The sequence below is a fragment of the Peptoniphilus mikwangii genome (assembly GCF_000468535.1).
Taxonomy (GTDB): Bacteria; Bacillota; Clostridia; order Tissierellales; family Peptoniphilaceae; genus Anaerosphaera; species Anaerosphaera mikwangii.
Genome location: NZ_AUQY01000002.1, coordinates 734,840 through 758,529 on the forward strand (window position 1 = coordinate 734,840; position 23,690 = coordinate 758,529).

General features: G+C 30.4%; 26 protein-coding genes. 1 reads left to right on the forward strand and 25 read right to left on the reverse strand.

Going from position 1 to position 23,690, the window contains the following annotated elements:
• The first annotated feature begins 63 nt into the window (after positions 1 to 63).
• The gene (locus tag M915_RS03895) at positions 64 to 582 is read left to right on the forward strand and encodes a nitroreductase family protein (RefSeq protein ID WP_009221887.1); all 519 of its coding nucleotides are present in this window, start codon (positions 64 to 66) and stop codon (positions 580 to 582) included.
• A 70-nt stretch (positions 583 to 652) separates the two neighbouring features.
• Here M915_RS03895 and M915_RS03900 read toward each other — a convergent pair whose 3' ends face one another.
• The 25 genes from M915_RS03900 to rplK all read right to left on the reverse strand — a co-directional run bounded on the left by M915_RS03900 (position 653) and on the right by rplK (position 23,646).
• Positions 653 to 1,300 (reverse strand): hypothetical protein, encoded by a 648-nt coding sequence (locus M915_RS03900; protein ID WP_036729519.1) that lies wholly within the window; start codon positions 1,298 to 1,300, stop codon positions 653 to 655.
• Between the two features lie 2 nt (positions 1,301 to 1,302).
• Entirely contained in the window at positions 1,303 to 1,737 is a 435-nt protein-coding gene (locus M915_RS03905; RefSeq protein WP_009221885.1) for a GNAT family N-acetyltransferase, read from the reverse strand.
• A 226-nt stretch (positions 1,738 to 1,963) separates the two neighbouring features.
• Positions 1,964 to 2,449 (reverse strand): hypothetical protein, encoded by a 486-nt coding sequence (locus tag M915_RS03910; RefSeq protein ID WP_051259784.1) that lies wholly within the window; start codon positions 2,447 to 2,449, stop codon positions 1,964 to 1,966.
• Positions 2,450 to 2,603: 154 nt separating this feature from the next.
• On the reverse strand, positions 2,604 to 3,191 hold the full coding sequence (locus M915_RS03915; RefSeq protein WP_009221883.1) for an MptD family putative ECF transporter S component: 588 nt from the start codon (positions 3,189 to 3,191) through the stop codon (positions 2,604 to 2,606).
• Entirely contained in the window at positions 3,184 to 4,596 is a 1,413-nt protein-coding gene (locus M915_RS03920) for an ABC transporter ATP-binding protein (RefSeq protein ID WP_036729522.1), read from the reverse strand. The genes M915_RS03915 and M915_RS03920 overlap by 8 nt, the downstream gene beginning before the upstream one ends.
• Positions 4,593 to 5,300, reverse strand: a complete 708-nt coding sequence (locus M915_RS03925) for an energy-coupling factor transporter transmembrane component T (protein WP_235043759.1) — start codon at positions 5,298 to 5,300, stop codon at positions 4,593 to 4,595. The genes M915_RS03920 and M915_RS03925 overlap by 4 nt, the downstream gene beginning before the upstream one ends.
• 343 nt (positions 5,301 to 5,643) lie before the next feature.
• Positions 5,644 to 6,765 (reverse strand): SpoIIE family protein phosphatase, encoded by a 1,122-nt coding sequence (locus M915_RS03930; protein WP_009221880.1) that lies wholly within the window; start codon positions 6,763 to 6,765, stop codon positions 5,644 to 5,646.
• A 34-nt stretch (positions 6,766 to 6,799) separates the two neighbouring features.
• A complete protein-coding gene (locus tag M915_RS03935) occupies positions 6,800 to 7,927 on the reverse strand; it encodes a THUMP domain-containing class I SAM-dependent RNA methyltransferase (protein WP_009221879.1) in 1,128 nt (375 codons plus the stop codon).
• 422 nt (positions 7,928 to 8,349) lie between these two features.
• Positions 8,350 to 9,441, reverse strand: coding sequence for a PTS transporter subunit IIC (locus M915_RS03940; RefSeq protein WP_036729524.1), 1,092 nt, complete (start codon positions 9,439 to 9,441; stop codon positions 8,350 to 8,352).
• Between the two features lie 289 nt (positions 9,442 to 9,730).
• Entirely contained in the window at positions 9,731 to 11,008 is a 1,278-nt protein-coding gene (locus M915_RS03945) for an ABC transporter permease (RefSeq protein ID WP_036729527.1), read from the reverse strand.
• Complete coding sequence (locus tag M915_RS03950) at positions 11,005 to 11,688, reverse strand: ABC transporter ATP-binding protein (protein ID WP_036729529.1); 684 nt, start codon at positions 11,686 to 11,688, stop codon at positions 11,005 to 11,007. The genes M915_RS03945 and M915_RS03950 overlap by 4 nt, the downstream gene beginning before the upstream one ends.
• Before the next feature lies 1 nt (position 11,689).
• Positions 11,690 to 13,756: an HlyD family efflux transporter periplasmic adaptor subunit gene (locus M915_RS03955; RefSeq protein ID WP_036729532.1), complete on the reverse strand. Its 2,067-nt coding sequence runs from the start codon at positions 13,754 to 13,756 to the stop codon at positions 11,690 to 11,692.
• 167 nt (positions 13,757 to 13,923) lie between these two features.
• Positions 13,924 to 14,208: a putative quinol monooxygenase gene (locus tag M915_RS03960; protein WP_036729534.1), complete on the reverse strand. Its 285-nt coding sequence runs from the start codon at positions 14,206 to 14,208 to the stop codon at positions 13,924 to 13,926.
• Between the two features lies 1 nt (position 14,209).
• On the reverse strand, positions 14,210 to 15,547 hold the full coding sequence (locus tag M915_RS03965) for a C1 family peptidase (protein ID WP_036729537.1): 1,338 nt from the start codon (positions 15,545 to 15,547) through the stop codon (positions 14,210 to 14,212).
• 145 nt (positions 15,548 to 15,692) lie between these two features.
• Positions 15,693 to 16,037 carry a DUF6054 family protein gene (locus tag M915_RS03970; RefSeq protein ID WP_009221874.1) on the reverse strand — a complete coding sequence of 115 codons (345 nt, stop codon included), beginning with the start codon at positions 16,035 to 16,037 and terminating at the stop codon, positions 15,693 to 15,695.
• Between the two features lie 105 nt (positions 16,038 to 16,142).
• Positions 16,143 to 16,643: a MogA/MoaB family molybdenum cofactor biosynthesis protein gene (locus M915_RS03975; protein ID WP_036729852.1), complete on the reverse strand. Its 501-nt coding sequence runs from the start codon at positions 16,641 to 16,643 to the stop codon at positions 16,143 to 16,145.
• A gap of 7 nt (positions 16,644 to 16,650) precedes the next feature.
• Complete coding sequence (locus M915_RS03980; protein ID WP_051259785.1) at positions 16,651 to 17,628, reverse strand: molybdopterin-binding protein; 978 nt, start codon at positions 17,626 to 17,628, stop codon at positions 16,651 to 16,653.
• Between the two features lie 9 nt (positions 17,629 to 17,637).
• Entirely contained in the window at positions 17,638 to 18,069 is a 432-nt protein-coding gene (locus M915_RS03985) for an MOSC domain-containing protein (RefSeq protein WP_036729540.1), read from the reverse strand.
• Positions 18,066 to 18,548 carry a cyclic pyranopterin monophosphate synthase MoaC gene (moaC, locus tag M915_RS03990; RefSeq protein ID WP_036729542.1) on the reverse strand — a complete coding sequence of 161 codons (483 nt, stop codon included), beginning with the start codon at positions 18,546 to 18,548 and terminating at the stop codon, positions 18,066 to 18,068. Before moaC ends, M915_RS03985 begins: the two co-directional genes overlap by 4 nt.
• Position 18,549: 1 nt before the next feature.
• Positions 18,550 to 19,485: a GTP 3',8-cyclase MoaA gene (gene moaA, locus M915_RS03995; protein WP_036729544.1), complete on the reverse strand. Its 936-nt coding sequence runs from the start codon at positions 19,483 to 19,485 to the stop codon at positions 18,550 to 18,552.
• Between the two features lie 27 nt (positions 19,486 to 19,512).
• Positions 19,513 to 20,559: a sulfate/molybdate ABC transporter ATP-binding protein gene (locus tag M915_RS04000; RefSeq protein WP_162799487.1), complete on the reverse strand. Its 1,047-nt coding sequence runs from the start codon at positions 20,557 to 20,559 to the stop codon at positions 19,513 to 19,515.
• A gap of 2 nt (positions 20,560 to 20,561) precedes the next feature.
• Positions 20,562 to 21,233, reverse strand: coding sequence for a molybdate ABC transporter permease subunit (modB, locus tag M915_RS04005; RefSeq protein ID WP_036729548.1), 672 nt, complete (start codon positions 21,231 to 21,233; stop codon positions 20,562 to 20,564).
• 4 nt (positions 21,234 to 21,237) lie between these two features.
• A complete protein-coding gene (gene modA / locus M915_RS04010) occupies positions 21,238 to 22,047 on the reverse strand; it encodes a molybdate ABC transporter substrate-binding protein (protein WP_009221868.1) in 810 nt (269 codons plus the stop codon).
• Positions 22,048 to 22,478: 431 nt separating this feature from the next.
• The gene (rplA, locus tag M915_RS04015; RefSeq protein WP_009221867.1) at positions 22,479 to 23,180 is read right to left on the reverse strand and encodes a 50S ribosomal protein L1; all 702 of its coding nucleotides are present in this window, start codon (positions 23,178 to 23,180) and stop codon (positions 22,479 to 22,481) included.
• 40 nt (positions 23,181 to 23,220) lie between these two features.
• Positions 23,221 to 23,646, reverse strand: coding sequence for a 50S ribosomal protein L11 (rplK, locus tag M915_RS04020; RefSeq protein ID WP_009221866.1), 426 nt, complete (start codon positions 23,644 to 23,646; stop codon positions 23,221 to 23,223).
• Between the last annotated feature and the right edge of the window lie 44 nt (positions 23,647 to 23,690).

The window sequence follows — 23,690 nt, forward strand, 5'->3', positions numbered from 1 at the left end:
ACTTAATTAGACAAAAATTTTATATATGATAAAATACTTTATTATAACTTACGAGGTGATTATATGTTAAAAGACACTATTTTAGAAAGAAGAAGCATAAGAAAATATAAAGACGAAAAAGTTGATAGAGAAACACTTGAAGAAATATTAATGTACTCTCTGATGGGTCCTTCTTATGCAAACTCACATCCTGTTCAATTTCTGATTATTGAAGATAAGGAAAGCCTTAAAAAATTATCTGAAATTGAAACATTCGGAACAAGATATATCGCAGAAGTTCCTCAAGTAATTTTAATACTTGTAGATAGAGAATTGGCTCCTACATGGATTGAAGAAGGAAGTGTAGTAGCAAGTTATCTTCAACTTTTAGCACAGGAAAACGGACTTAACACATGTTGGGTTGACTTAAAAGAAGGAAAAACGTCAAAAGGGGACGAAATTCAAGCTTTTCTTAGAGAATTATTTGACATACCTAAAAAATTCAGTTCATTATGTATGATACCAATCGGATATGGAAATGAAAAAGTTAAAAAAAGAGAAAAATTTGATATAGCAACAAAAATTCACAATGAAAAATTTTAACCTTCGGTTTCTCACCGAAGGTTTTTTATCTTGTGCTTATTATTGTAATATACAAATTTAAATTTACAATCTACCTGTTAAGTTCTGTTCCGCCCCATTCTACAACTGTGAATCCATTTCTTTTAAAGGATTTAATAACAGGCTCTTCAATTTCAATCTTCTTATCAAGAGGCATATATGTCATAAATACTCTAATAATGCTGTCCGGATTTGGAACTATTTCAAGTTTTGCATTATCAGTATAAGCTTTCTCTTGGAAATTTATCAAATTGTAATTATTTATCTCCATTTTAGGTAACCAATATACAATAAATTCATTATATTCTTTAGGGGTCAAACCCATTTTTCCCAGAATATTCTGTAAAAATTGAGCTGTCTCTTCCCCTTTGACGACAAATCCCCTTTCCATGCCATATTTCACATCTTGTATTCCTTCCCAAAACAGATATGAATACTCACGACCATCAGAATGATTTATCAATTTACCATCCGGATATGCCGTTACATTCCACCCATTTTCATATTTAGGATATGTAGATGTCAATTTTCCATTGTAATCCAATCTTACAGTTACATCAATTTTTTCTTTAGGATATAAATAAATTACAGGTTTATAGGCGACTACATCTTTTTCGCCGGTATCTCTATTGATAAATGAAAAAATAATTATACCTATAATAACTAATACAATTATAAAAAAAATATTTATCTTTTTCATATTTACCTACCTATATTCTTATTCATGGGAACTAAAAGCCCCGACCTTTTAAAACCAAGCCTTCCGTAAAATCTTTGATGTCTGTCATCTTCAGTAGTTAAAAGACTGATTTTTGAAGCTCCTCGTTCTTTTGCAATTCTTTCAATTTCAATCATCAATTTATTTCCCAATCCGTTATTTTGATATTCATTAAAAATCATAATCTCTTCCAAATAAAATAATAAGATATCATCAAATTGTTTAAAATATCCCATGGAAAATCCTTTTAACAAATCATCTTCAAATATACCTACAAAAAGTGAATCTGTAGTATCTAAGATTTGACTTATTCTCTTCCTTGCCGTTTCATCAGTCCATGAATCTCCTCTTGAATTTTGAAATAAAATATAATTTTTGATTAAAATATCTAAATCATCTTTACATAAAATTTTAAACATAGCTCCTCCTTTCTGTTTAGATTTCACCCTTGTGTCAAGTACCTGATACATGTTTTTTCAATTTTCATCCAATAATATCCGCCTGTTATGTTACTATTATTTTCAAAAATTCATCCATCAAATTTCCAAACAATCTCAATCTTATTCTTGTCATAACCATATATCTTTTCTATGATTTCATTGATTCATTCTAAAAAAAGCTATTCATTCTATACTTCCAAATAATTTAATATATAAATACTATGAATTTAGCTAAGATTAAAGATGCTACCCATAAAACAGGAATAAAGATAATTCTCTTTTTAATTACATCTATAACTCCAGGTATATATTCACTATCCTTTATACCTTTGATTTTTAAACTCTTGCTATTACTGGTCCATAAAATATCCATAACTAATCCATCATAGATATTCCAAGATTGAAGAAAAATATTTAATTGAATAAATGCTTGTTTAAAATCATTGATTCCATTCCATGAGCCAACAATTAATATCAAACTTCCAAACATTAAAACAATAAATAAAGAATAAAATATAATCTTATTTCTTTTAATTGTTTTATAATCTGTATAACCAAATTCAACAACCTTATCTATAACGGATTTAGGATAAAAATATACAATATTAATCGCATTACCTCTAAATGATAAAGCCACTAATAATGTGAATAATAAGCAATATAAAACTACTTGTAGAAATAAGATATCCATTTTAAATATAGCCTCCTCCTTTAACACTTTATATTACAAATGATTATACTATATGCATAAATTTTTAGCAAAAATTAAAAGTTAATACTAAAATATAAATTAAAATACAGACAAATATTACTTGTCTGTATTTTAAAATTTTTAATAATTATCTTTAATTTTCTTTAAAATGCTTCCTTAGAATTAAATACCCGATATAAACTCCTATAAATGCAAGTACAAATACGAGTACTGTAGATATAATTCCCCAAATACCTGCCGTATATTTTATCTGCTCATTCATCGATTCAAGTGTTTGTCCTCTTTTAATCCAAGTTTCTTTATAACTTTCTACAAAGAAAATCGATGGAATTATTGCTCCCCACGCTTGCCCCACATGCATAATACCCGATGCCGTTGCAACTTTAAATACACTTACATCTCTTGATTTTGATGCTATAAAATCTGCGATTACCGCCATAGATACGGATGAAATCAACCAAGGTATGTATCCACCGCCCATAAGTGCAAAATTCGCCATAACTAATAAAGTCATTAAACTATATTGCCACATTTTTCCAATTTTTCTTGACATGAAATAAATTACAATACCTGAAAATAAGGAACATATACCCGGACTTATTGCATGTCCTAAAGCACCAAGAGGTGTAATAATCACCATTGTTGCCATATATATAATCATATAAACCGCTGTTAATAAGGCAATTAATAAAACATCTTTTATCTTTAATTTTTTATTCATAATACTCCTCCATTTGTTTATAAATATTATTTAATCTTTCAACATTTTCGTGTTCTAAATAAAAATCTTCTTCTATTTTTTTATCTTTTAAATAAACTACTCTATCCGCACTCTTTCTTATAAATTCATAATCATGGGATATTATAATTAATGTTCGATTTTGCTTTAATTTTTCAATCAACTTAATAACTCTATTCATAGAATTTTTATCAAGCCCGCTCGTCGGTTCATCTAAGATGATAACATCATTTTTACTTACAAGGCTTATTGCCATCTGCAACCTCTGTTTCTGTCCTCCGCTTAAAGACTGAGGATGTTTTTCAGCTACATCATATAGATTTAATAATCTTAATATTTCCATATTTTCTGCTTCATTTTTACTTGTTATTTCAAGTTCCTTTAAACAAGTTGCCCCAAAAAGTTGAAAATCCGCATCTTGCATTATATATAATGCTCTATTTTCAATTTCTATTTTACCTCTATCCGCCTTTTCTATTTTAGAAATCAATTTTGCAAGTGTAGTCTTTCCCGCTCCATTGGTCCCCACAATTACAGTCGTTTCATTTTTATTAAAAGAAACATTAATGTTTTCTAAAATATTTTTATAATAAACATCCTGAAGTTTTACAGTTTCAATTTCTGATTTAACAATTTTTCTCTCTTTATATTTATGAGTAAATAAATCAAAAACTCTTTTGCCATAAGCACAATTAAAAAATTCCTCTTCCGAACCAAATTCTATTACAGTTTTATCTTCAATTAAAAGAACCTTGTCTATTATTCCCCTCAAATAAAAACATCTATGATCTGCAACTACCACTGTCTTTCCACTTTCTCTAAGTTCCTCTATTTGCCTTTTAAGTCTCATTGCATTCCCATAATCAAGATTTGCCGACGGTTCATCAAATATAATTACATTCGGGTTCATAATAAGAACTGTAAGTAATGCTAAAAATTGTCTTTCACCTGAGGATATACTGAATATATCTCTATCAAGCAATTTCTCAATTTTAAATTCATCTACTATCCGGATAAGCCTTTCTTTCATTTCTTCATAACTTTTCCCATAGTTCTCCATAGCAAAAACTAATTCGGATGTAGTATTTGTTGTAAAAAATTGACTTCTCGGATTCTGAAATACATTTCCTAAAATCAAACTCCGTTCATATATCTTTAAATTTTCCGCTTTATTTATATATACTTTCCCGTTTAAATCTCCTTCGATAACTTCAGGAATAATACCATTTATTATATTTAGTAAAGTCGATTTCCCTGAACCGCTATCTCCGGCTATGAATATAACCTTTCCCTTATCCACAGTGCAATTTATTCCATCTATAGCATTGACTTTATCTTCCGAATATTTAAAACTTAAATTTTTTAATTCTATTACATTTTCAATCATATTACTTCACCTATAATTAATACATATCCCATAATCAATATAAAAAAAATTAAAAAATCTAAAAATTTAAATCTCCTATCAAAAAAACCTGTTCTCTTATTAGGAGCACTAATTCCTCTGGTAAGTCCGGCTGATGTCAATTCACCACTTAAACTTAAACATCTGAAAAGTTGCGGTACAATTAAATATTCAAAAGTTCTTATCGGTCTTCTTATGGAAAAATCCACACCTCTTATACTCATAGCCTCTTTTATTGTCTTAAATTCTCTTCTAAATGTCGGAATGTATCTTATCGTAACAGTAAGCCCGATTATAAATATTTTAGGAAGCTTTAATTTTTGTAAACTTGATAATATCTCCGATGAATTATATTGTGTTATTAATAAGTATGCAAAAACAATACAGGGCACAAATAAAGTAGTCATTCTAAAAAAAGATATTATAACTTCACTATTAAAATAATTTAAACTAACAACATATAAACCGAAAAATACAGTTAAATAAAGGATTGCCTTTATAGCTTTGCTGTATAATCCTGTAAAAAACAAAATAAATAAGGCAACAGCTAAATCTAAAAATATAGCTTTGCTCGTTGGAAAAAGAGTATTTACAACAGGAATAAAAGCATTTATCAAAATAATGCTAAGTGGATTTAACCTTCTGTCCATTATTATATTTCTATTTTTTAAAATAGAGTATTGCAATTTTTATCATCTCCATAATAAGCTGTCTGTTTATTTAACATTCTGATTTTAATTTAAAATATCAAACTCCGAATATAAATTTTTGCTTAAAATTTCCCCTCAGCTTTTTTTACAACATAATTATTATACTATCATAATCAGTCAATATCAATAATGATTATCAATATTTATTATGTTTAATAAAACTTTTATCATCATTCAAGTATATTTTATATTTCGATTCAAAAAGTATTTTTAAATATCCTATGCTGACATCCATTAATTTAACATAAAAAAAAGACCTGCGTTTCAAGCAGATGTCTTTTTTTTAAAATAATAGATTATAAATTATATTAATATTATTTTATTTTTCTGTTTCTTGTAGATTTTGTAATTCTATCAAGAGAGCTGTTATATCATCTTTTTGCTCTCCCCACATAAATTTGTATACACCTTTTTCAAGTGCAGTAAGTTCACTTCCATTATTTTCCGTTATTATTTTTTTTACCCTTGATGTTCCAAACGGAGTTGAGTTCTTATTTTTAGTTTCAGTTATACCGTCAGTCATAAATAAAAGCTTGTCATTTTCACTTAATTTTATACTGTCATCAGCATAAGTTACTCCTTTTAAAAATCTTGTTATAGGAAATCCATTAGCCTCAAGTTCTATTATCTCATCGCCTCTAAATATTATCGGATATGGAAAGTGTCCTGCATTTGAATATGTCAGTTTATTTGTTTTTATATTATATACTCCATAAAAGCATGTAAAGTATAGTTCTATATCAAGTTTAAGGGCGGAAAATCTATTCCATATCTCAGTTAATGTCTTGGACGGATAAAGTAACTTTGAATTCGGTATGTTTCTCATTACAAGTCGTATAAACATTGTCACCATTGATGATGCAAAACCATGTCCTACCGTATCTGCAATATATATACCGACATTGTCATCATTTATCTTTATAATATCAAACATATCTCCACTAAGCATATTTGACGGTCTGTATATATAGTCTATTTTTAAATTTTCAAACATTCCCTTTTCAGGTAAAAGCGCCTGTTGAATTTTTTGTGCATGTGTCATTTCGACTGTCATCATTTCATTCTTTTCAATTATTTCCGAAACAAGCTTTCGTTCCATTGAAATATTTCTAAATACTTCAACTACTCCGAGTATTTCATTATTCATTCCTATTACCGGAGAACATTTTACAGAAAAATATTTATTATCAATCATTTCTTCTCTCTGTATCACTTCCCCCGTTTCAAGTGTTCTCTTTGTTATTCTCGGGTCTAATATAGATTCATTGAGCTTACATACCATATTGTTATTATCATGACCGAGCATTTCTCTCATGGCTTTGTTTGCAAATACAACATCATTATCAGTATTAAGTACACGAACTAAATCAACTATGCCATCTAATATTTTATAGTTCAGTTTATCTTTATTTAAAATTGAATCTTTATATGGTTTGTTCATGATTAATACCTCACTCATACTATCTCTGATTAATCTATTTTGGACGTGGTCCATAATATTGATAGTAGTATGTCTTTATTTTTCCATTGTATAATTTTCTATTTCTATCTGATTTTTTGCCAAAGTTCTTTTCAAATTGTTCATCTGATGATATTGCATACAACGACCAGGTCGGAATTGTCTTATACAATTTACCAAGTTCTTCTTCAAGCTCTTTTACTTCGTCTCCTCCAATTCTAACTCCGTAAGGAGGATTTGTTATAATCACTCCATAATCGTCAGGTAAGTCCAATTCTCTTATATCTTTTACAAAAAATTTTATATCTTCATCAAGTCCTAATATTTCCGCATTGTTCTTTGCAACTTCTATCGCCTTATACGAAATATCTGTTGCAAATATTTGTAACTTTTTATCATAATCTATTTCACTATAACACTTTGCTCTCTCTTCTTTATATATTTTTTCATCCATAAATATAAATTTTTCACTGTCAAAATGTCTTGAAATTCCGGGTGCAATATTTTTTCCGATCATTGCAGCTTCAATCGGTATTGTTCCGCTTCCACAAAACGGATCGCATAAAATTCTATCCTCTTTCCAATAACTCAACATAACCATAGCTGCTGCTATAGTTTCCGATATCGGAGCTTTATATGATACTTCTCTATAACCTCTCTTATGAAGTCCGTCTCCGGATGTATCAAGAGTTATACTTGCAATGTCTTTAAAAACTGAAACCTCTATTTTGTACCTTTCTTCAGATTTTTCAAAACGATATATATCATACTTCGTTTGAAGTTTCTTAATTATCGCCTTTTCAACTATTCTTTGACAATCCGATATTGAATACAGCTTTGACTTTGCACTTCTGCCTTGTACTAAAAAATTTCCCTTTTCCGAAATTATATTTTCCCACGATATTTTATATGTGTTGTCAAAAAGCTCCTCAAATGTATACGCTTCAAATGTACCAAGCTCAATTAATACTCTCTCTGCAGTTCTAAGTCTTAAATTCAGCTTTGCCACATCTGTCAAATTTCCGATAAGGCTTACTCTTCCATCGCTTACTTCAAGATTTTCATATCCCATATTTATAAGCTCTCTTTTCAAAACAGCTTCAAGCCCAAAATTTGCAGTTGCAATTATTTTTATATTATTCATTTTACACCTCAATAAAATTATACCTTAATATTAAAATAAAATCAGTAATAAAAATTAAAAGAAATTGTTAATATTCTAAATATAATTCATTTTTTTCAAATATAAAATAAATAACTATCCGCTTTACAGACAGTTATTTATTTTAATATTTTTAATTAATTAAGTGCAATATACATCATTCCAATTGCAATATTATGGCTACCATCACCACACAATAATGCAAATCTTTTGAAAGTACTTCTTTGTTCACATTTTCTTAGATCTTGTGAAAATTATCATATATCATCACCGTTCGCTTAGATAATATTCTCCAAGTCTATTCAAATATATTTGCCATCATCTGATGTTTCTTCAAAAGCTTCCAAAAGCTCTTAAGATTTATTTAGACATATATTTTTATTTCTTTGATTTGTTTGATATTATTAATCTAATTTCATATCTCCATCTTTTATCCAACCGATAATTCTCAAAATTTTACATATTAAAACAGATATCACTGCCGGGAGTACAAAAGAAATTAAAATCAGCCCCAGCCAATCATTTGTAGTTACTCCTGTTTTTATGCCCGCTTCAATATCCTTCAGCCATCCTGTATATACTCCAAGTTGTCCTACAAAACCGCAAGTTCCCATACCCGACGCCACTGCCGGTCCATTTACTTCAAGCTTAAATATACAAGTTGCTATCGGTCCGGTTATTGCCGATGTTATAATAGGCGGGATCCAAATCTTAGGATTTTTAATTATATTTCCCATTTGCAACATTGATGTTCCTATTCCTTGAGAAACTAATCCTCCTATGTAATTTTCTCTATATGACATAAATGCAAATCCAATCATTTGTGCACAGCATCCCGCAAGTGCCGCTCCTCCGGCAAGACCTGTAAGTCCTAAAGCCGCACAAATTGCAGCAGATGATATTGGAAGTGTAAGCGCTATACCAACCAAAACAGAAACCAGTATTCCCATTAAAAACGGTCTTAAATTTGTAGCCCACATTATTACATTCCCAACTTTCATAGCCGCACTGCCAAGTGCCGGTGCCCACCATGCGGATAATGCAACTCCTATTACTATAGTAACTATAGGTGTAACTAAAATATCCACCTTTGTTTCTTTTGATACCGCCTTTCCGAATTCAGCTGCAATTATCGCAACAAATAAAACTGCCAACGGACCTCCCGCTCCTCCTAAAGCATTTGAAGAAAATCCTACAGTAATAAGTGAAAACAAAACCAACGGAGGGCATTTAAGTGCATAACCTATCGCAACAGCCATAGCAGGACCGCTCATAGCCGAAGCAAGTGATCCGATTGTATAATCTGTTCCGTTTATCGTCGCAACAGTTGTCATAAGCCATGGAATTTTAAACTGCATTCCTATGGTATTTATAATAGTTCCTATAAGTAATGAACAAAATAGCCCTTGTGCCATCGCACCCAAAGCATCAATTCCATATCTCTTTATGGATATTTCAATGTCTTTTCTCTCTAAAAATTGTCTTAATTCTCTCATTATACTTCTCCTCATTAAAAATAGTTAAAATTACGCTCAAAGTTTATTATACTATATATTTTAATTTATATTACTACTTATTTTAATTAATAATTTGAACTAAAATAATTACAATTTGGTATAGTTGAAATTATTTTAGCTGCAGTCATATTTAATAATATGAGAATATTGAAAATACTAATTCAACTGTTTTCAACTATATATATCATTATATAAAAAATTCGGTTGTTATTTGACAACCGAATTTTTTATTCTATTTTCTTTCTTTGATATATTAAATTTTAAATAACTATTCATATCTTAATGCATCAATCGGATTTAATTTTGCAGCTTTATTTGCAGGATAATATCCAAAAAATATCCCTATTACCATAGAAAATCCTACTGCAACTAAAACTGATACGGCTGATGGCAGTGTAGGCGATTTTAATAAAATACTTCCTCCATATCCCAAAGATGTTCCAAATAGAATCCCAATTAAGCCGCCTATTGAGCAAATTATTATACTCTCTATAATGAATTGACCTCTTATATCAGAATTTGTAGCCCCAAGCGCTTTTCTAATTCCAATTTCTCTTGTTCTTTCCGTAACTGATACAAGTAATATATTCATTACTCCTATGCCTCCTACAATAAGAGATATGGCAGCTATTGCTCCTATTGCAAGTTTTATTGTTCCCATAACTTTATTTATCTGTGATATTTGAGATTCAATTGTTTGACAAGTTACCTTATAGTTTTCATTTTCATTATAGTAATTATCATTAAAAAACTTTTCAATCATAGCTGAAGTTTGTGATATGACTTCTCGGCTCTTGGCATTTACATTAATTGTCTGGTAAGATTCAGTTACTGTATTACTTGTTCCAAATTGCCTATTGCCTACTGTCATAGGAATATATACGTTTGTTGTTTCTCCCGAGGTATCTCCTCCAAAAATTCCAAAATCTATAGGTTCATATTTATATACCCCTACTACAAGGTATGTTCGTATTCCGGAATTATTTGTATTTATCTCAATTTCTGACCCAAGTGCATTTTCAACTTTCCCGCCATAAATTTTATTTACAACTTTGTCTGAAATTACAGCAACTTCTTTTTGTTGATTCACATCCTTATCATCAATAAATCTTCCCGACACCATCTTTAAATTGTTTACATCCTTTGCCCCGGCTGTTACTGATTCTATTCTTACATTTGATTTTACTCTACCCGCAAAAACTTTTCCCGATGCTCCCATACCCGAAATACTTATTGACTTTATATAATCCGAATATCTATTTAACATTTCATCAATTTGATATTGTTTAATTTTATCTCTGTCATTTATATCGGGCGTATAATCAAAATTCTGATCTTTTTCTCTCGCAGTAACAGATACACTTATAACCGTATTCCCAAATGAGTCGAAGCCTTTTGATACAGAATTTGACATTGCATGACCTATTGTCCAAATCCCTATTACCGAAGATATACCTATTATTATCCCCAGCATAGTTAAAAAGCTTCGCATTTTATTTAACCTAAGCCCTTCAATAGCTATCTTTATATTTTCAAATATACTCATTTAGACACCTCTATTCTTCCATCAGACATCGTTAAAATCCTTGGAGTTTCATCTGCGAGTTCTCTATTATGAGTTATTAAAATAATTGTCTTTTTTTGAACATCATTTAATTTATGAAATAAATCCATTACTATTCTTCCGGTTTTTGAATCAAGCGCTCCTGTTGGTTCATCAGCAAGAATAATTTCAGGATTATTTGCCATGGCTCTTGCTATCGCAACTCTCTGTTTTTGTCCTCCTGACAATTCATTCGGATTATGATTTGCCCTTGTATCCATTTCAACAAGCCTTAACAGTTCCATAGCTCTTTCTTGTCTTTCAGCTTTGGGTACTTTACCATATAACATGGGTAATTCAACATTACCGAGTGCAGAAAGTCTTGGTATAAGGTTAAAATTTTGAAATACAAATCCTATTTTTTTATTTCTGATTATTGACAGCTCAGTATCAACCGCCTTATTTATGTCAAGTCCTCCAAGTATATATGAGCCCTCTGTGGCCCTGTCTAAAAGACCTATTATATTCATCAAAGTAGACTTACCGCTACCGGATGCTCCTACAATTGATATGAAATCCGAATCAAAAACCTCTATATCAATCCCGTGAAGTATTTCAAGTTCATTGGGCTCGCCAATATAATATCTCTTCACAATACCCTTCATATCTATTATTTTTTGCATATTACACACCTGTTTGCATATCTACTACATTTACATCTACACCTGCACTATAATTATCAGGAGAATTTATAACTCTCATTTTCTCATTTAATTCTTTAGACTCTATAACAGACTCAAAATCATTTCCGGATGAAACGGTTACTTCAATTTCTCTGATTTTAAAAACTCCACTGTCTCCGTCAACGGCTAATATAAATGATTTTTTATTTTTCTCATATATTGCATCAGATGGAACTACAAATACATTTTGTTTTTTCTCCATAACATATTTAACTCTAATACTCATACCGGGTTTTAAATCTGTTACTGATGTATCATCAAACGAAATTTTTGTAGTATATACAACTTCATTTGAATTTTGAGATTGGTCCCTCTTCTTTGATGGAGTAGGATTTATAGATTCAACTTTCCCCTTGAATATTTTGTCTTTACCAAATGCATCACTTGTTATCTCTACATTCATTCCAACCTTTACTCTATTTAAATCAAATTCCTTTATCTGACTTTCCACTATTGTTCTGTCTATTGTCTCAATTTTTGCAACGTAATCTGTCGGCACTTGCCCTTGTATTAAATTCTTTTCTGTAATTGTTCCATCCATTGGTGCCTTTATAACTGTTCTTTCTAAATCTTGATATAAATTTTTAAGTTCAATTGAATTTACAGTAGTATCTCCATTAGCACCCGCTGTTTTTAAGTTGTTTTTCAATGCATTTATCTCATTATCCTGTGCAACTTCAGCAACTTTTACATTTTTTATCGCATTTTCATATGCATGTTTTAAATCATCAGCATTCTTTCTATAAGACTTCAGCATATCTTGTCTTGATTTATCTGAAAGATTTTTTTGTTCTACATTTGATGAAATATTTTTGTTTGCATTTTCAAGCGCAAGCCTTTGTTGTTCAAAGTCTTTTTTCTTTTCATCAATTGTCTTTCTACCTGTTTCTACCTCTGCCTGATATTTTTTAATATCTGATTCAAGCTCAACTATTTTCGCCTTCAAATCTTTTGAAATAGTATTTAATTCAGAAATTTGATTTGTAACATTCTCAAGCTCTTTAATTAAAGAGGAATTGTCTATCATTGAATTTTTAATTTCTGCCTGAATTGAATCAATTAGCTTTTGTTGATTCTCTACACTTAATTGTAAAATATTTATTTCATTTTCATCTTTCGGAACTCTAAGCTTTTCAAATTCTAATCTATTTTTCAGATTAACCATATCCGAATTAGCCTGAGTAAGTCTCGCAGATAACACCGGATCAATTTGAGGTGCCGTACTTTGCGCTTTTAATGTTTCCTGTTTTCTCTGAAGTTCGGCAATTCTTCTGTCATTTTCCGAATCTCTCGCCTTCAAATTTCCAAGCTCTACCGATTTCATATAAGCAAGTCTTCCGCTTTCGTTAAGTGACTGAATTTCTTTATTCAATCTGTCATTAGATTGAGCATAGTTTAATCCTGCACTATTCGCTCCATTTTGTAATGAATCCATTGTGCTCTTATTGGCAACAAGCTGTTCATTATATCCTTCTTCAAGACTTTTTTTATAGTTATTATAAGTTTTTTCCGCAGTAATCCACGCATCATAAGCTGCAGTTACTGCATTATTTGCAGATACAACACTTCCATTAGTACCGTCAGATTTATTTTTTAACGCCTCATCCAACTTATCTTGAGCATTTTTAACTTGAAGTGATGTAGACTTATTTGTTGCTCCTATCATTGCACTCTTAATAGCTATCTGCTGTTTTATAGTTGTATCATCAAGTCTTGCTATCACATCACCTTTTTTTACCTGCATTCCGACTTCAATATTAATTTCTTTTACAGGTAGTGATTTCTCAGCATAAATTTGCGCTGAATCTTCGCTCAATACTTTTCCGGATTCATTTACCGCACTTACAAACTCTTTCTTTTTTAATTCTGTAGTTTCATTCTTTAAAATAGGTTGATAGTTTCCTCCTTTATTTCTAAAAGAAAAAAATCCTATTATTAACAATAAAAAAATTCCCGCGACAATGACGGGTTTTTTACGTCTTTTAAAAAATCCCAAGATTCTTGTCATAATATCCTCCTAAATTTTTCAATATTATAATTAATTATATACCCTTATATTAAAATCTTATACGCAACATTTTTAAATAATAACAAATAAAAGTCTAAGATTTATCTAAGTTCATACTATCTGCATATAAAAATAGAGGTAAGAAATACCTTACCTCTAACATCTCATTAATCTAAATCTTCAAATCTGTACAGCGGACTTCTTTCATATGCAATTTCAGAAATTTGTGGAACGATTCTTTTAAAGTGCTCTGTACTTTGATGAGCTTCAAGGCTCTCTTTACTGTCCCACTCTTCATAAATACACAACCCGTATTTATTGTCAATATCTTTGAAAGCTTTATATACTATACATCCCTTTTCAGCTTGTGATTTTTTTACAAGTTCTTCTATAAGCTTCAAAGCTTTCTTATAATCTTCTTCTTTAAAAATTTTTCTGTTAAATAAAAACATTTTATCTTTCCTTTGCAAGTGATCCCATCGGATCCCATGGTTCAAGCTCAATTGTTTCCGTATCCCACGCCTTTAATATTTCTTCCGATAAATATTTTTTATTTACAACAACTTGATACATATATTGATCAAACCATCTGTCACTCATTACAAGATATCCATCTTTTCCGCTGTCTTTTCCCCAAGAATTTTCAACTCTCCATCTCTTACTTATTCCGTCTTCATCTACTTCAACGCCCATAAATACCATTGCATGAGTCATAAGAGATTCACCGTAATCAAGTTTTTCTTCTTTTGTCATATCAAATTCCACATTAAATAAATCATCCATTTTTATCGTTTCTGTATCAAGAACAGAACCCGATCTGTAGAAAAATTGTCCTACATCGCAACCAAACCATACAGGTTCTCCATCCTTCATTTGGGATATTGCAGCCTTCTTCAATTCTTCAATAGGCAGATTCAAATATTTTACTTTATTTCCCTCAACAACATTTCCAAGATATTTTACCGTAAATGTTCTGTTATACGGCTTATCCTTTGTAGGTGCATTTATAATTGAAATATAGTCATCTAAATTCATCTTTACATATTTATTGAAAAATTCAATCGGCGTTAAGTTTTTCTCACATATATAATTATCATCCTTATCTCTAACTTCAAAATCAAATTCTGTTGGAGGCGTACCAAGACTTATGCAAAGAGCATTATAAATTTCTTCCATGTATTTTTCTACCATGGAATTTAATTCATCCATTCCTTTTTTGCTCTCATGAGCCTTTCTAAGCTTTACAGCATATCCTCTGAGAAGTTTAGTAAGATAATCATCAAGTGCTCTTGTGTTTGATGAATTTGCACTTTCACCCATTACATATTTGGGAACCACACCATACTTCTTCACAAGATTTACAAACATGTCCCACTGTCCTCCGTCCCCAAGAGGATCTCTTAAAATATGAGCAACCAGTCTTGAATGAATATCTTCATCAAGAGTTTTTAATATACTTTCTAAAAAGTAATTACTTTTTTCAAGCTTATCATAAAACAACGGATATGATTGAGAAAGTTCAAATGTCTTTAAATTTAAATCTTTTATTATTCTGTATCTCATCACATTAAGTGCAGAAAACATCCAACATCTTCCGGATTGTTTTTGGTTGGTAATGTCTCCTTGATTTAAATTTACATTAAAACTGTGTCTTTGTTCTTCATACACCATATTTTTTACTGCAGCTTTATCAATTCCATTTTCCATTGCAGCATTTTGTGCAACTCTATTCGCTCTATCAGCACCAAATTTATTTCTAAGTTCATCTAATTTATTAATTTTTAATTCCATATTATCACTCCTTCATAAATATTATATAATAATAAATCAATTAATTTTTTCAAGTTATAACTAATTTTCCATTTATCTAAATTAATATTTTAAAAAAACAAAAATCTCAACTTATTTTCCATAAGTCAAGATTTTATTTAATTATTTAATATTTCTTAATATATTCTTCAACTGCAGGTATTAATGTCTCTAAAAAACTGACTTCTCCAAATGCATTTACCTTTGAAAACACATCTTGAGAACCTCCTGATGTTATAGCCGATATAAAAAGTTCTTCATCACTTTCAATTAAAGTAATACTTAGACTTACTCTATTAGAACCTCTATAGCTGAATCTTTCAAAAATACTCACAGATGCTTTAAATTTTTCATTTTCAAAATAGCTTTGATCTTCTAAACTTGCAGTCAAACTCTTTTTTTCAATTGTATCCTTACATAGTTTTAAAACTTCATCAAAATTTCCTTTAAAACGTCTTTCATATTTTGCCATAATCTTCACCCTTATTACATAATATACTTAAAACACTTTTATCTATTATAATTATTAAATAACAAAAATGTAATTTTCAATATTAAATTTCTAATTTCACATAGATTAATGAACATTTTTTAAATTGTTTTTTCCTCTCAATGTATCTATACCATGTTTTAAGAAAGGTATTATAGCTTCAAAATTTTCTCTTATCGCTTTAGGATTTCCGGGGAAATTTATTATCAAAGTATTTTTTCTAATGCCCGATTCTGCTCTTGACAAATAGCTCATAGGTGTAAATTTAGCTCCATAGCTTCTCATTGCCTCTGAAATTCCCGGCACTCTCCTATCACATAATTCAATTGTAATTTCCGGAGTTATATCTCTATCAGAAAAACCCGTTCCACCGGTAGTTAATATAAGAGCTAAATCATCTTCATCAACCCATTCTTCAATAGTCTCTCTTATATTGATTCTTTCATCCGGTACTATTTTAAAATTTTTAACCTCAAATCCAAGCTTTTCTATCAATTCTATGAGTATAGGTCCCCCTAAATCTTCTCTTTCTCCCCTATACGATCTATCGCTGATAGTTAAAACCCCGACGCTGTATTTATCACTCATAATCACCTTACAGAAGCCCCCCGACAGACATTTTTATAAATTCATCTTTATTTACAGGAGAATTTGAAAATATTTTAGGTAACAGCAAGTCCAAACTTGTCTTTGAAGAATGGATTGAAGCTCCAGGAACTCCAACTATATATGTCTTTTTTAAAACTCCTACTGTCAGCATATTTCCAGGCTGTATCGGAACTCCCTTAAATATTATATCCGAACTGATATTTCTTATAGCTGTCGGTGTAAGGTCATCAGGATCTACACTCATTCCTCCGGATAATATTAAAAGCTCTATGTCTTTACTCAATAATTCTCTCATGGATTCAAGTAGTTTATCAATATCATCCGGAACAAATATTACATCTACGATTTCTCCACCATAAAATTTTAACTTTTCTCTAATCATCGGCTCAAACATATCTTTAATTCTTCCCGAATATATTTCACTGCCTGTAATTATTATTCCCACTCTCTTTTTATAAAATTTCAATACTCGATATATGGGATTATTTTCTTCTGATATTTTTTTAGCCTCTTCAACTAAATCCCTTGTAGTATATAACGGAACAATTCTTCCGCCTATAAGCTTATCTCCTATATCAACAACCGTATTATTAGAAATTGAAGCAAATGTATAATCTTCGATAGAATTCAATTTAAAGGCGGCTTCTTCATTTACTTTAAAAAGTCCTCTTACTTTACTTTTAAATGTAATTTTTCCTTCAGACGGAAGTCCCCACTCAATGTTATCATCAACAATTTTAGGAGCAATTTCTAAAATTGCATCCTCTTCATGCACTTGATTGTCTTCCAATTCTCCGACATATATATGTTCTTTGCCTATGTCTTTCAACTTATCTATATCATCACTTTGAATTATATGATTTCTCTTGAATAAAACTCCCTTAAAACCGTCTTTTCTGATAGATGTTATGTCGTGAATTAAAGGTTTTCCAATCGCATCTTCTGTTCGTACTTTTTCTATCATATCGGTCACCTACCTTTCAATAAAATTAATACTGTCTCCCGGAAAAATTTTTCCCTCTTTTAAAACTATACCAAAAATTCCCTCTCTTGGCATTACACAATCACCTGTGATTTTTCTTATTTCGCATCCTTTATGACATTCTTTTCCAATCTGTGTAACTTCTATTTTTGTATTTCCTATCTCAAGTACCGTACCCACAGAAAGGTTATACAATTCTATACCCTCTGTCAAAATATTTTCAGCAAAATCTCCAGCAGATAAATTGGGAAATTTTAATTTCATTTTATTAAGACTCTCAATTCCCAACAGGCTTATTTGACGATGCCAATTACCCGCATGTGCATCTCCAATAATCCCATGATCCTTCTTTATTTCAATATATGATACCGGAATTTTCTTAGTTCCTTTTTCTTTACTTATAGATACGCTCACAACTCTCATATTACAATACTTCCATATTCTCCACTTTTACCTCCGACTTTTCCCATCAAATAAATATTAGTTAGAATAATATCTTTCTGAACAGCTTTGCACATATCATAAATTGTAAGCATAGCTACTGATACAGTATGTAGTGCTTCCATTTCCACTCCGGTTTCAGAAGTAGTCTTTACTGTCGACTGAACCTCAATTATATTTTTATCCTCATCCAATATAAACTTAATATCTACTCCCGACAAATTTATATTATGACACATCGGAATAATATCCGATGTTTTTTTTGCCGCCATAATTCCTGCAACTTGAGCTACTGCCAATACATCTCCTTTTTCAATAGTCTTATCCTTAATTCTCTTGAAAGTTTCGGCATTCAGCAATACTTGTCCACTTGCTGCAGCTATTCTGACTGTCTTATCTTTTTCGCTTACATCAACCATTTTTGGCATTCCATCTTCATTAAAATGAGTAAATTTTTTCATCTCATCCTCCGATTAAATTCATAGTTCTATTAGTTTCACTTTCTCCTCTAAGTAATTTATGTTGAAACGGCTTTGCAAATACTGCCTCTTTAAACTTTTCTTCTATTTGTTCTTTTGATAAATTACAAATATCAAATTCTTCCTTAGAATGTAAACATGGTTTTAATTTTCCGTCAGATGTCATCCTGATACGATTGCAGTTTTCACAAAAACATGAACTTATAGGACTGATTAGACCAATTTCACCACAATATCCCGGTACTTTATACACAGATGCAACTCCAAAATTTCCAATTTGTTTTAATCCTTTAATTTTATCTAAAACTATGTCGTTTTTTACAAAAACATCTTCTTGCCAATTTTTTGTAACACCCATTCTCATTAATTCAATAAAACGCAATTCTATCGGTAATTCTTTTGTAAGTTCAACTAAATTTGATATTTCATCCACATTAATTCCGCCCATTAATACTGTATTAATTTTTACTTTAAATCCCAATTTTAAAGCTTCATCCAATCCTTCTAAAGTTGATTTTAATTTTCCCCCTCTTGTTATATCGCTAAACTTTTTAGAATCTAATGTATCCAAACTCAAATTTATCCTTTTTACATTAACTTTTTTAAGATCTTTTGCCATATCTTTCAAAAAACTACCATTTGTAGTCAAGCAAATTTCATCAATCCCAATTTTATTTGAAATTTTATGACAGAGGGGCAGAAGTCCTTCCCTTAAAAGAGGCTCTCCGCCTGTAAATCTAATCTTTTTTATACCATTTTGAGCAGACACTTTTATAATCTGCTCAATTTGCTCCATAGGAATAAGATCTACCTTATCAAAAGATTGATTATATGGCATACAATAGATACAACGAAAATTACAAACAGGAGTCAATGAAATTCTAAAATAAGAAATCTCTCTAAAATATTGATCTTTCATCGTTTATTACTCCATATTAAAATTTAATTATCTCAAAAAAATTATATCATCCGATTTAATTTGTATAAATATGTCTTCAAAATTTTTAATTCTTTCCCACTCATTATTTTCAATTTCAATATATAACGGCTTAGCAAAACTTGAAATTTTTGCAATAATCACAACTGAAAATAATTCCACTTGAACTTTATATTCATTTAAGTGAAATATATTTTCCTCTCCCTCAATATTTGCATTTAAAATTTTAAAGCTACTTGAATTTATTCCTACAATTTTATTTTCAAAATTATTCTCTAAAACTGATAAATAAATATCCCAATCAATTGCATATACTCTATCTTTTTCAACATATTTGATCTCAGAATAATTTTTAAATCCTGACAGCATTGCAGCTGAAAGTGTATTCGGCTTTAAAAATAAAGATTTTGTTTCTTGAATCGGTTCTGATTTTCCACAATGTAATACACAAACTTCATCACACATTCTATATACTTCATCTTTATTATGAGAAACTAAAATAGACGGAATATTATATTCCTCTAAAACTTGTTTTACTTCAATTTCAATCTGCCACTTTAAATATTCATCAAGTGCCGAAAAAGGTTCATCTAATAAAATCAGTTTAGGATTATTTACTAAAATTCTACCAAGTGCAACACGTTGTTTTTCTCCTCCGGATAAATTATCCGAAAAACATTTTTTTAATTTTTCTATCTTTAAATCACTTAAAACAGAATTTACCTTTTTAATTTTTTCTTTATAGCTTCCGGTTCTAACTCCGGCTAATATATTTTTTTCTACAGTCATATTGGGAAACAGTGCATAATCTTGAAATAAATATCCTATGTTACGCATCTGGGGCTTAAGATCTATCGAGCTGTCAGAATCAAAAAGTACGGCATCATCCAATGCTATATATCCGCTATCAGGCTTTACTAAGCCTGATAGCATCTTAAGAGTCATACTCTTTCCGCTTCCGGATGCCCCTAAAAGCCCAAGGACAGATTTGTTAAATTCAAAATTAACATCTATATTAAAATCTTTTAATCTTCGTCTTATATCAAGTTTAAGCATTATTAAAAAACTCTCCGTGATTTTTTCTTTTCTAATAAATTTATGGTAATTAAAACTGCAAAAGAAATCATTATATTTATAATTACCCATTTATATGCTATATCATCTCTTCCTATTCTCCACATCTGATAGACTGTTGTTGAAATAGTTGCAGTTTTCCCTGGAGTAAACCCTGAAACCATACTTGTTGCTCCATATTCACCAAGTGCTCTTGCAAAACTGAGTACAACTCCGGCAATAATACCTTGTTTACAATTCGGAAATATTATTTTCCAAAAAATCCAAATGTCATTTTTACCCAGTGTTTGAGCTGCATATTTTAAATTCCAATCAAAAGATTCAAACGCACCTCTTGCTGTTCTATACATTAACGGAAATGTTACAATCACAGTTGCAAATATTGATGAATACCAATTCATAACAAGTCTTACAGAAAATGTTTCAAGAAACCACATTCCTATTACAGTATTCGGTCCCAATAACTTAAGCAGAAAAAATCCGATTACTGTTGGCGGAAGTACCAATGGCATAGTCAGAATAACATCTAAAACACCTTTGATAATTCTAGGCAGTCTTTCTATATAATATGCTATAAATATACCTGTCAAAAAAGTTATAATTGATGAAATTGATGCAATTCTAATTGAATTTAGAAGCGGATAATAATCTGTCATATCTTTATTCCACTACAGCAAATCCGACTGATTCAAAGATTTCTTTAGCGCTATCACTTTTTAAATATTCCAAAAATTCCTTAGCTTCTTTTGCATTTTTACTATTCTGTAAAATAGCCGCCGGATATATAACAGGAGTATTAATTTCACCTTCTTCTGCCTCATCTACTACTTCAAGTCCTGCTGAAAAGGCATCAGTTTTATATATTATTCCACAATCAACAGCCTTTTCTGAAATCCATGTTGTCACTTCCTTTACATTTGATCCAAAAGTAATTTTATTTTGAATTTCATTCCAAATTCCCAAATTAGTTAATATTTCTTCTGAATATTGTCCTACAGGAACATCAGAATTTCCAAGTGCTATTGAACTTACAGTATCTGTATTTAAATCTTCAAAATTTTTTATCGATTTTACATTTCCGTTCGGAACAACAAGAACAACTTTATTTTCCAATAAATTAATTCTGCTTTCAGAATCTATCGGATTTGAAATTTCTTCTTTTGATTCTTTCGGATCAATGGCATTCATTTGTTTTAATGCTGCTGAAATAAATACATCACAAGTTGCTCCCTCATCTATTTGTGTCTTTAATGTTCCTGATGAATCAAATGTATATATCAATTCTATTTCAGGATGTTCTTCTTCATAAAGAGTCTTAATTTTTTCCAATGTTTCAGTCATAGATGCCGCCGCAAATACTACCAACTCTTTTTTCTCATCATTCTTTCCCATTTCCTTATTATCCTTTCCTTGACATGCTGTTAATATAACAAGCAAAGTTACAACTAACACTAATAATTTTTTATTCATTTCTTCCTCCTAATATGATACTAAAAACTTTCATACAATATTTTTAAACTTTCGATTTGTTTTTAAATACATGATGAAAATGAGCAAATACTATCTTAAAAATTATACCATATAGTCTTTAAAAAGTAACTCTATCATTTAAATGTATAATCAGAAATTTTATATCTTCTAAAGATTAAAATAGAATAAATCTTGTAATTTACTTAACTTTTTAAATCTGTTTACTCTTATGATTATATACAATTCTTATAATAGTTTTAATTTATTATTATCCTGCCGACATAATTCTCAATTCGTATTGTTTTTAATAATAATTCAATATTTTTCAATATCAGATGAGTAGGATAATATGAAATCAAAAATAATTTATCCTTAATTTTCAGTTTTATAAATAAAAAAGGAAAGTGATTTTTCACTTTCCTCAGGTGTTTTTATTGCTCTACTAATTTTTGACCGTTAATCTTAACTCCGGGTCCCATAGTTGTTGCAACTGTAACCGACTTTAGATATCTTCCCTTTGCAGCTGCCGGCTTAGCCTTTATTATAGCTGACATAAGTGATCTAAAGTTGTCTTCTAACTTTTCAGTTCCAAATGAAACTTTTCCGATAGGTACATTGATTATAGCAGCTTTATCTACTCTATATTCTACCTTTCCGGCTTTAGTTTCTTTTACTGCATTTCCTACATCAAAAGTTACTGTTCCTGATTTAGGGTTTGGCATTAATCCCTTAGGTCCTAAAACTCTACCGATTTTACCAACTACACCCATCATATCAGGTGTTGCAATTACAACGTCGAATTCAAACCAGTTTTCTTTTTGGATTTTTTCAACTAATTCTTCTCCACCTACATAATCAGCACCGGCTTCCTCAGCTTCTTTAAGTTTATCTGCTTTTGCTAATACAAGAACTCTTTTAACTTTACCTGTTCCATGAGGAAGTACTGTAGTACCTCTTACTTGTTGGTCGGCATGTCTTGGATCTACTCCAAGTCTTACTGCAAGTTCAACAGTTGAATCGAATTTTGTAACTGAAGTTTTTTGAACAAGTTCAATAGCTTCTGTTACATCATACAATTTAGTTTTATCTACAAGCTTTGCGCTTTCTAAATATTTTTTACCTCTTTTTGGCATTAAAATCCCTCCTTGTGGTTTTAACGGAAACTTCCTCCCACTACTCTACTACTTCTACACCCATACTTCTTGCTGTACCTGAAATCATGCTCATAGCAGCTTCAACGCTTGCTGCATTTAAGTCTTTCATTTTTAGTTCAGCAATTTCTTTTACTTGTGCTTTTGTAATCTTACCTACTTTCTTCTTATTAGGTTCTCCACTACCTGAATTTAGATTGATAGTTTTCTTAATAAGAACTGCTGCCGGTGGTGTCTTAGTTATGAATGTAAATGATCTGTCTTGATATACAGTCAATACTACCGGAATTATAAGACCGGCTTGATCAGCTGTCTTTGCATTAAATTCCTTTGTAAACTGCATAATATTTACACCGTGAGGTCCAAGTGCTGTACCTACCGGTGGAGCTGGTGTTGCCTTTCCAGCCGGAATTTGTAATTTGACTAATGCTATTACTTTTTTTGCCATTTTCTTTCCTCCTTGTGGTTTAGGCGGGAATATCCCTCCCACTT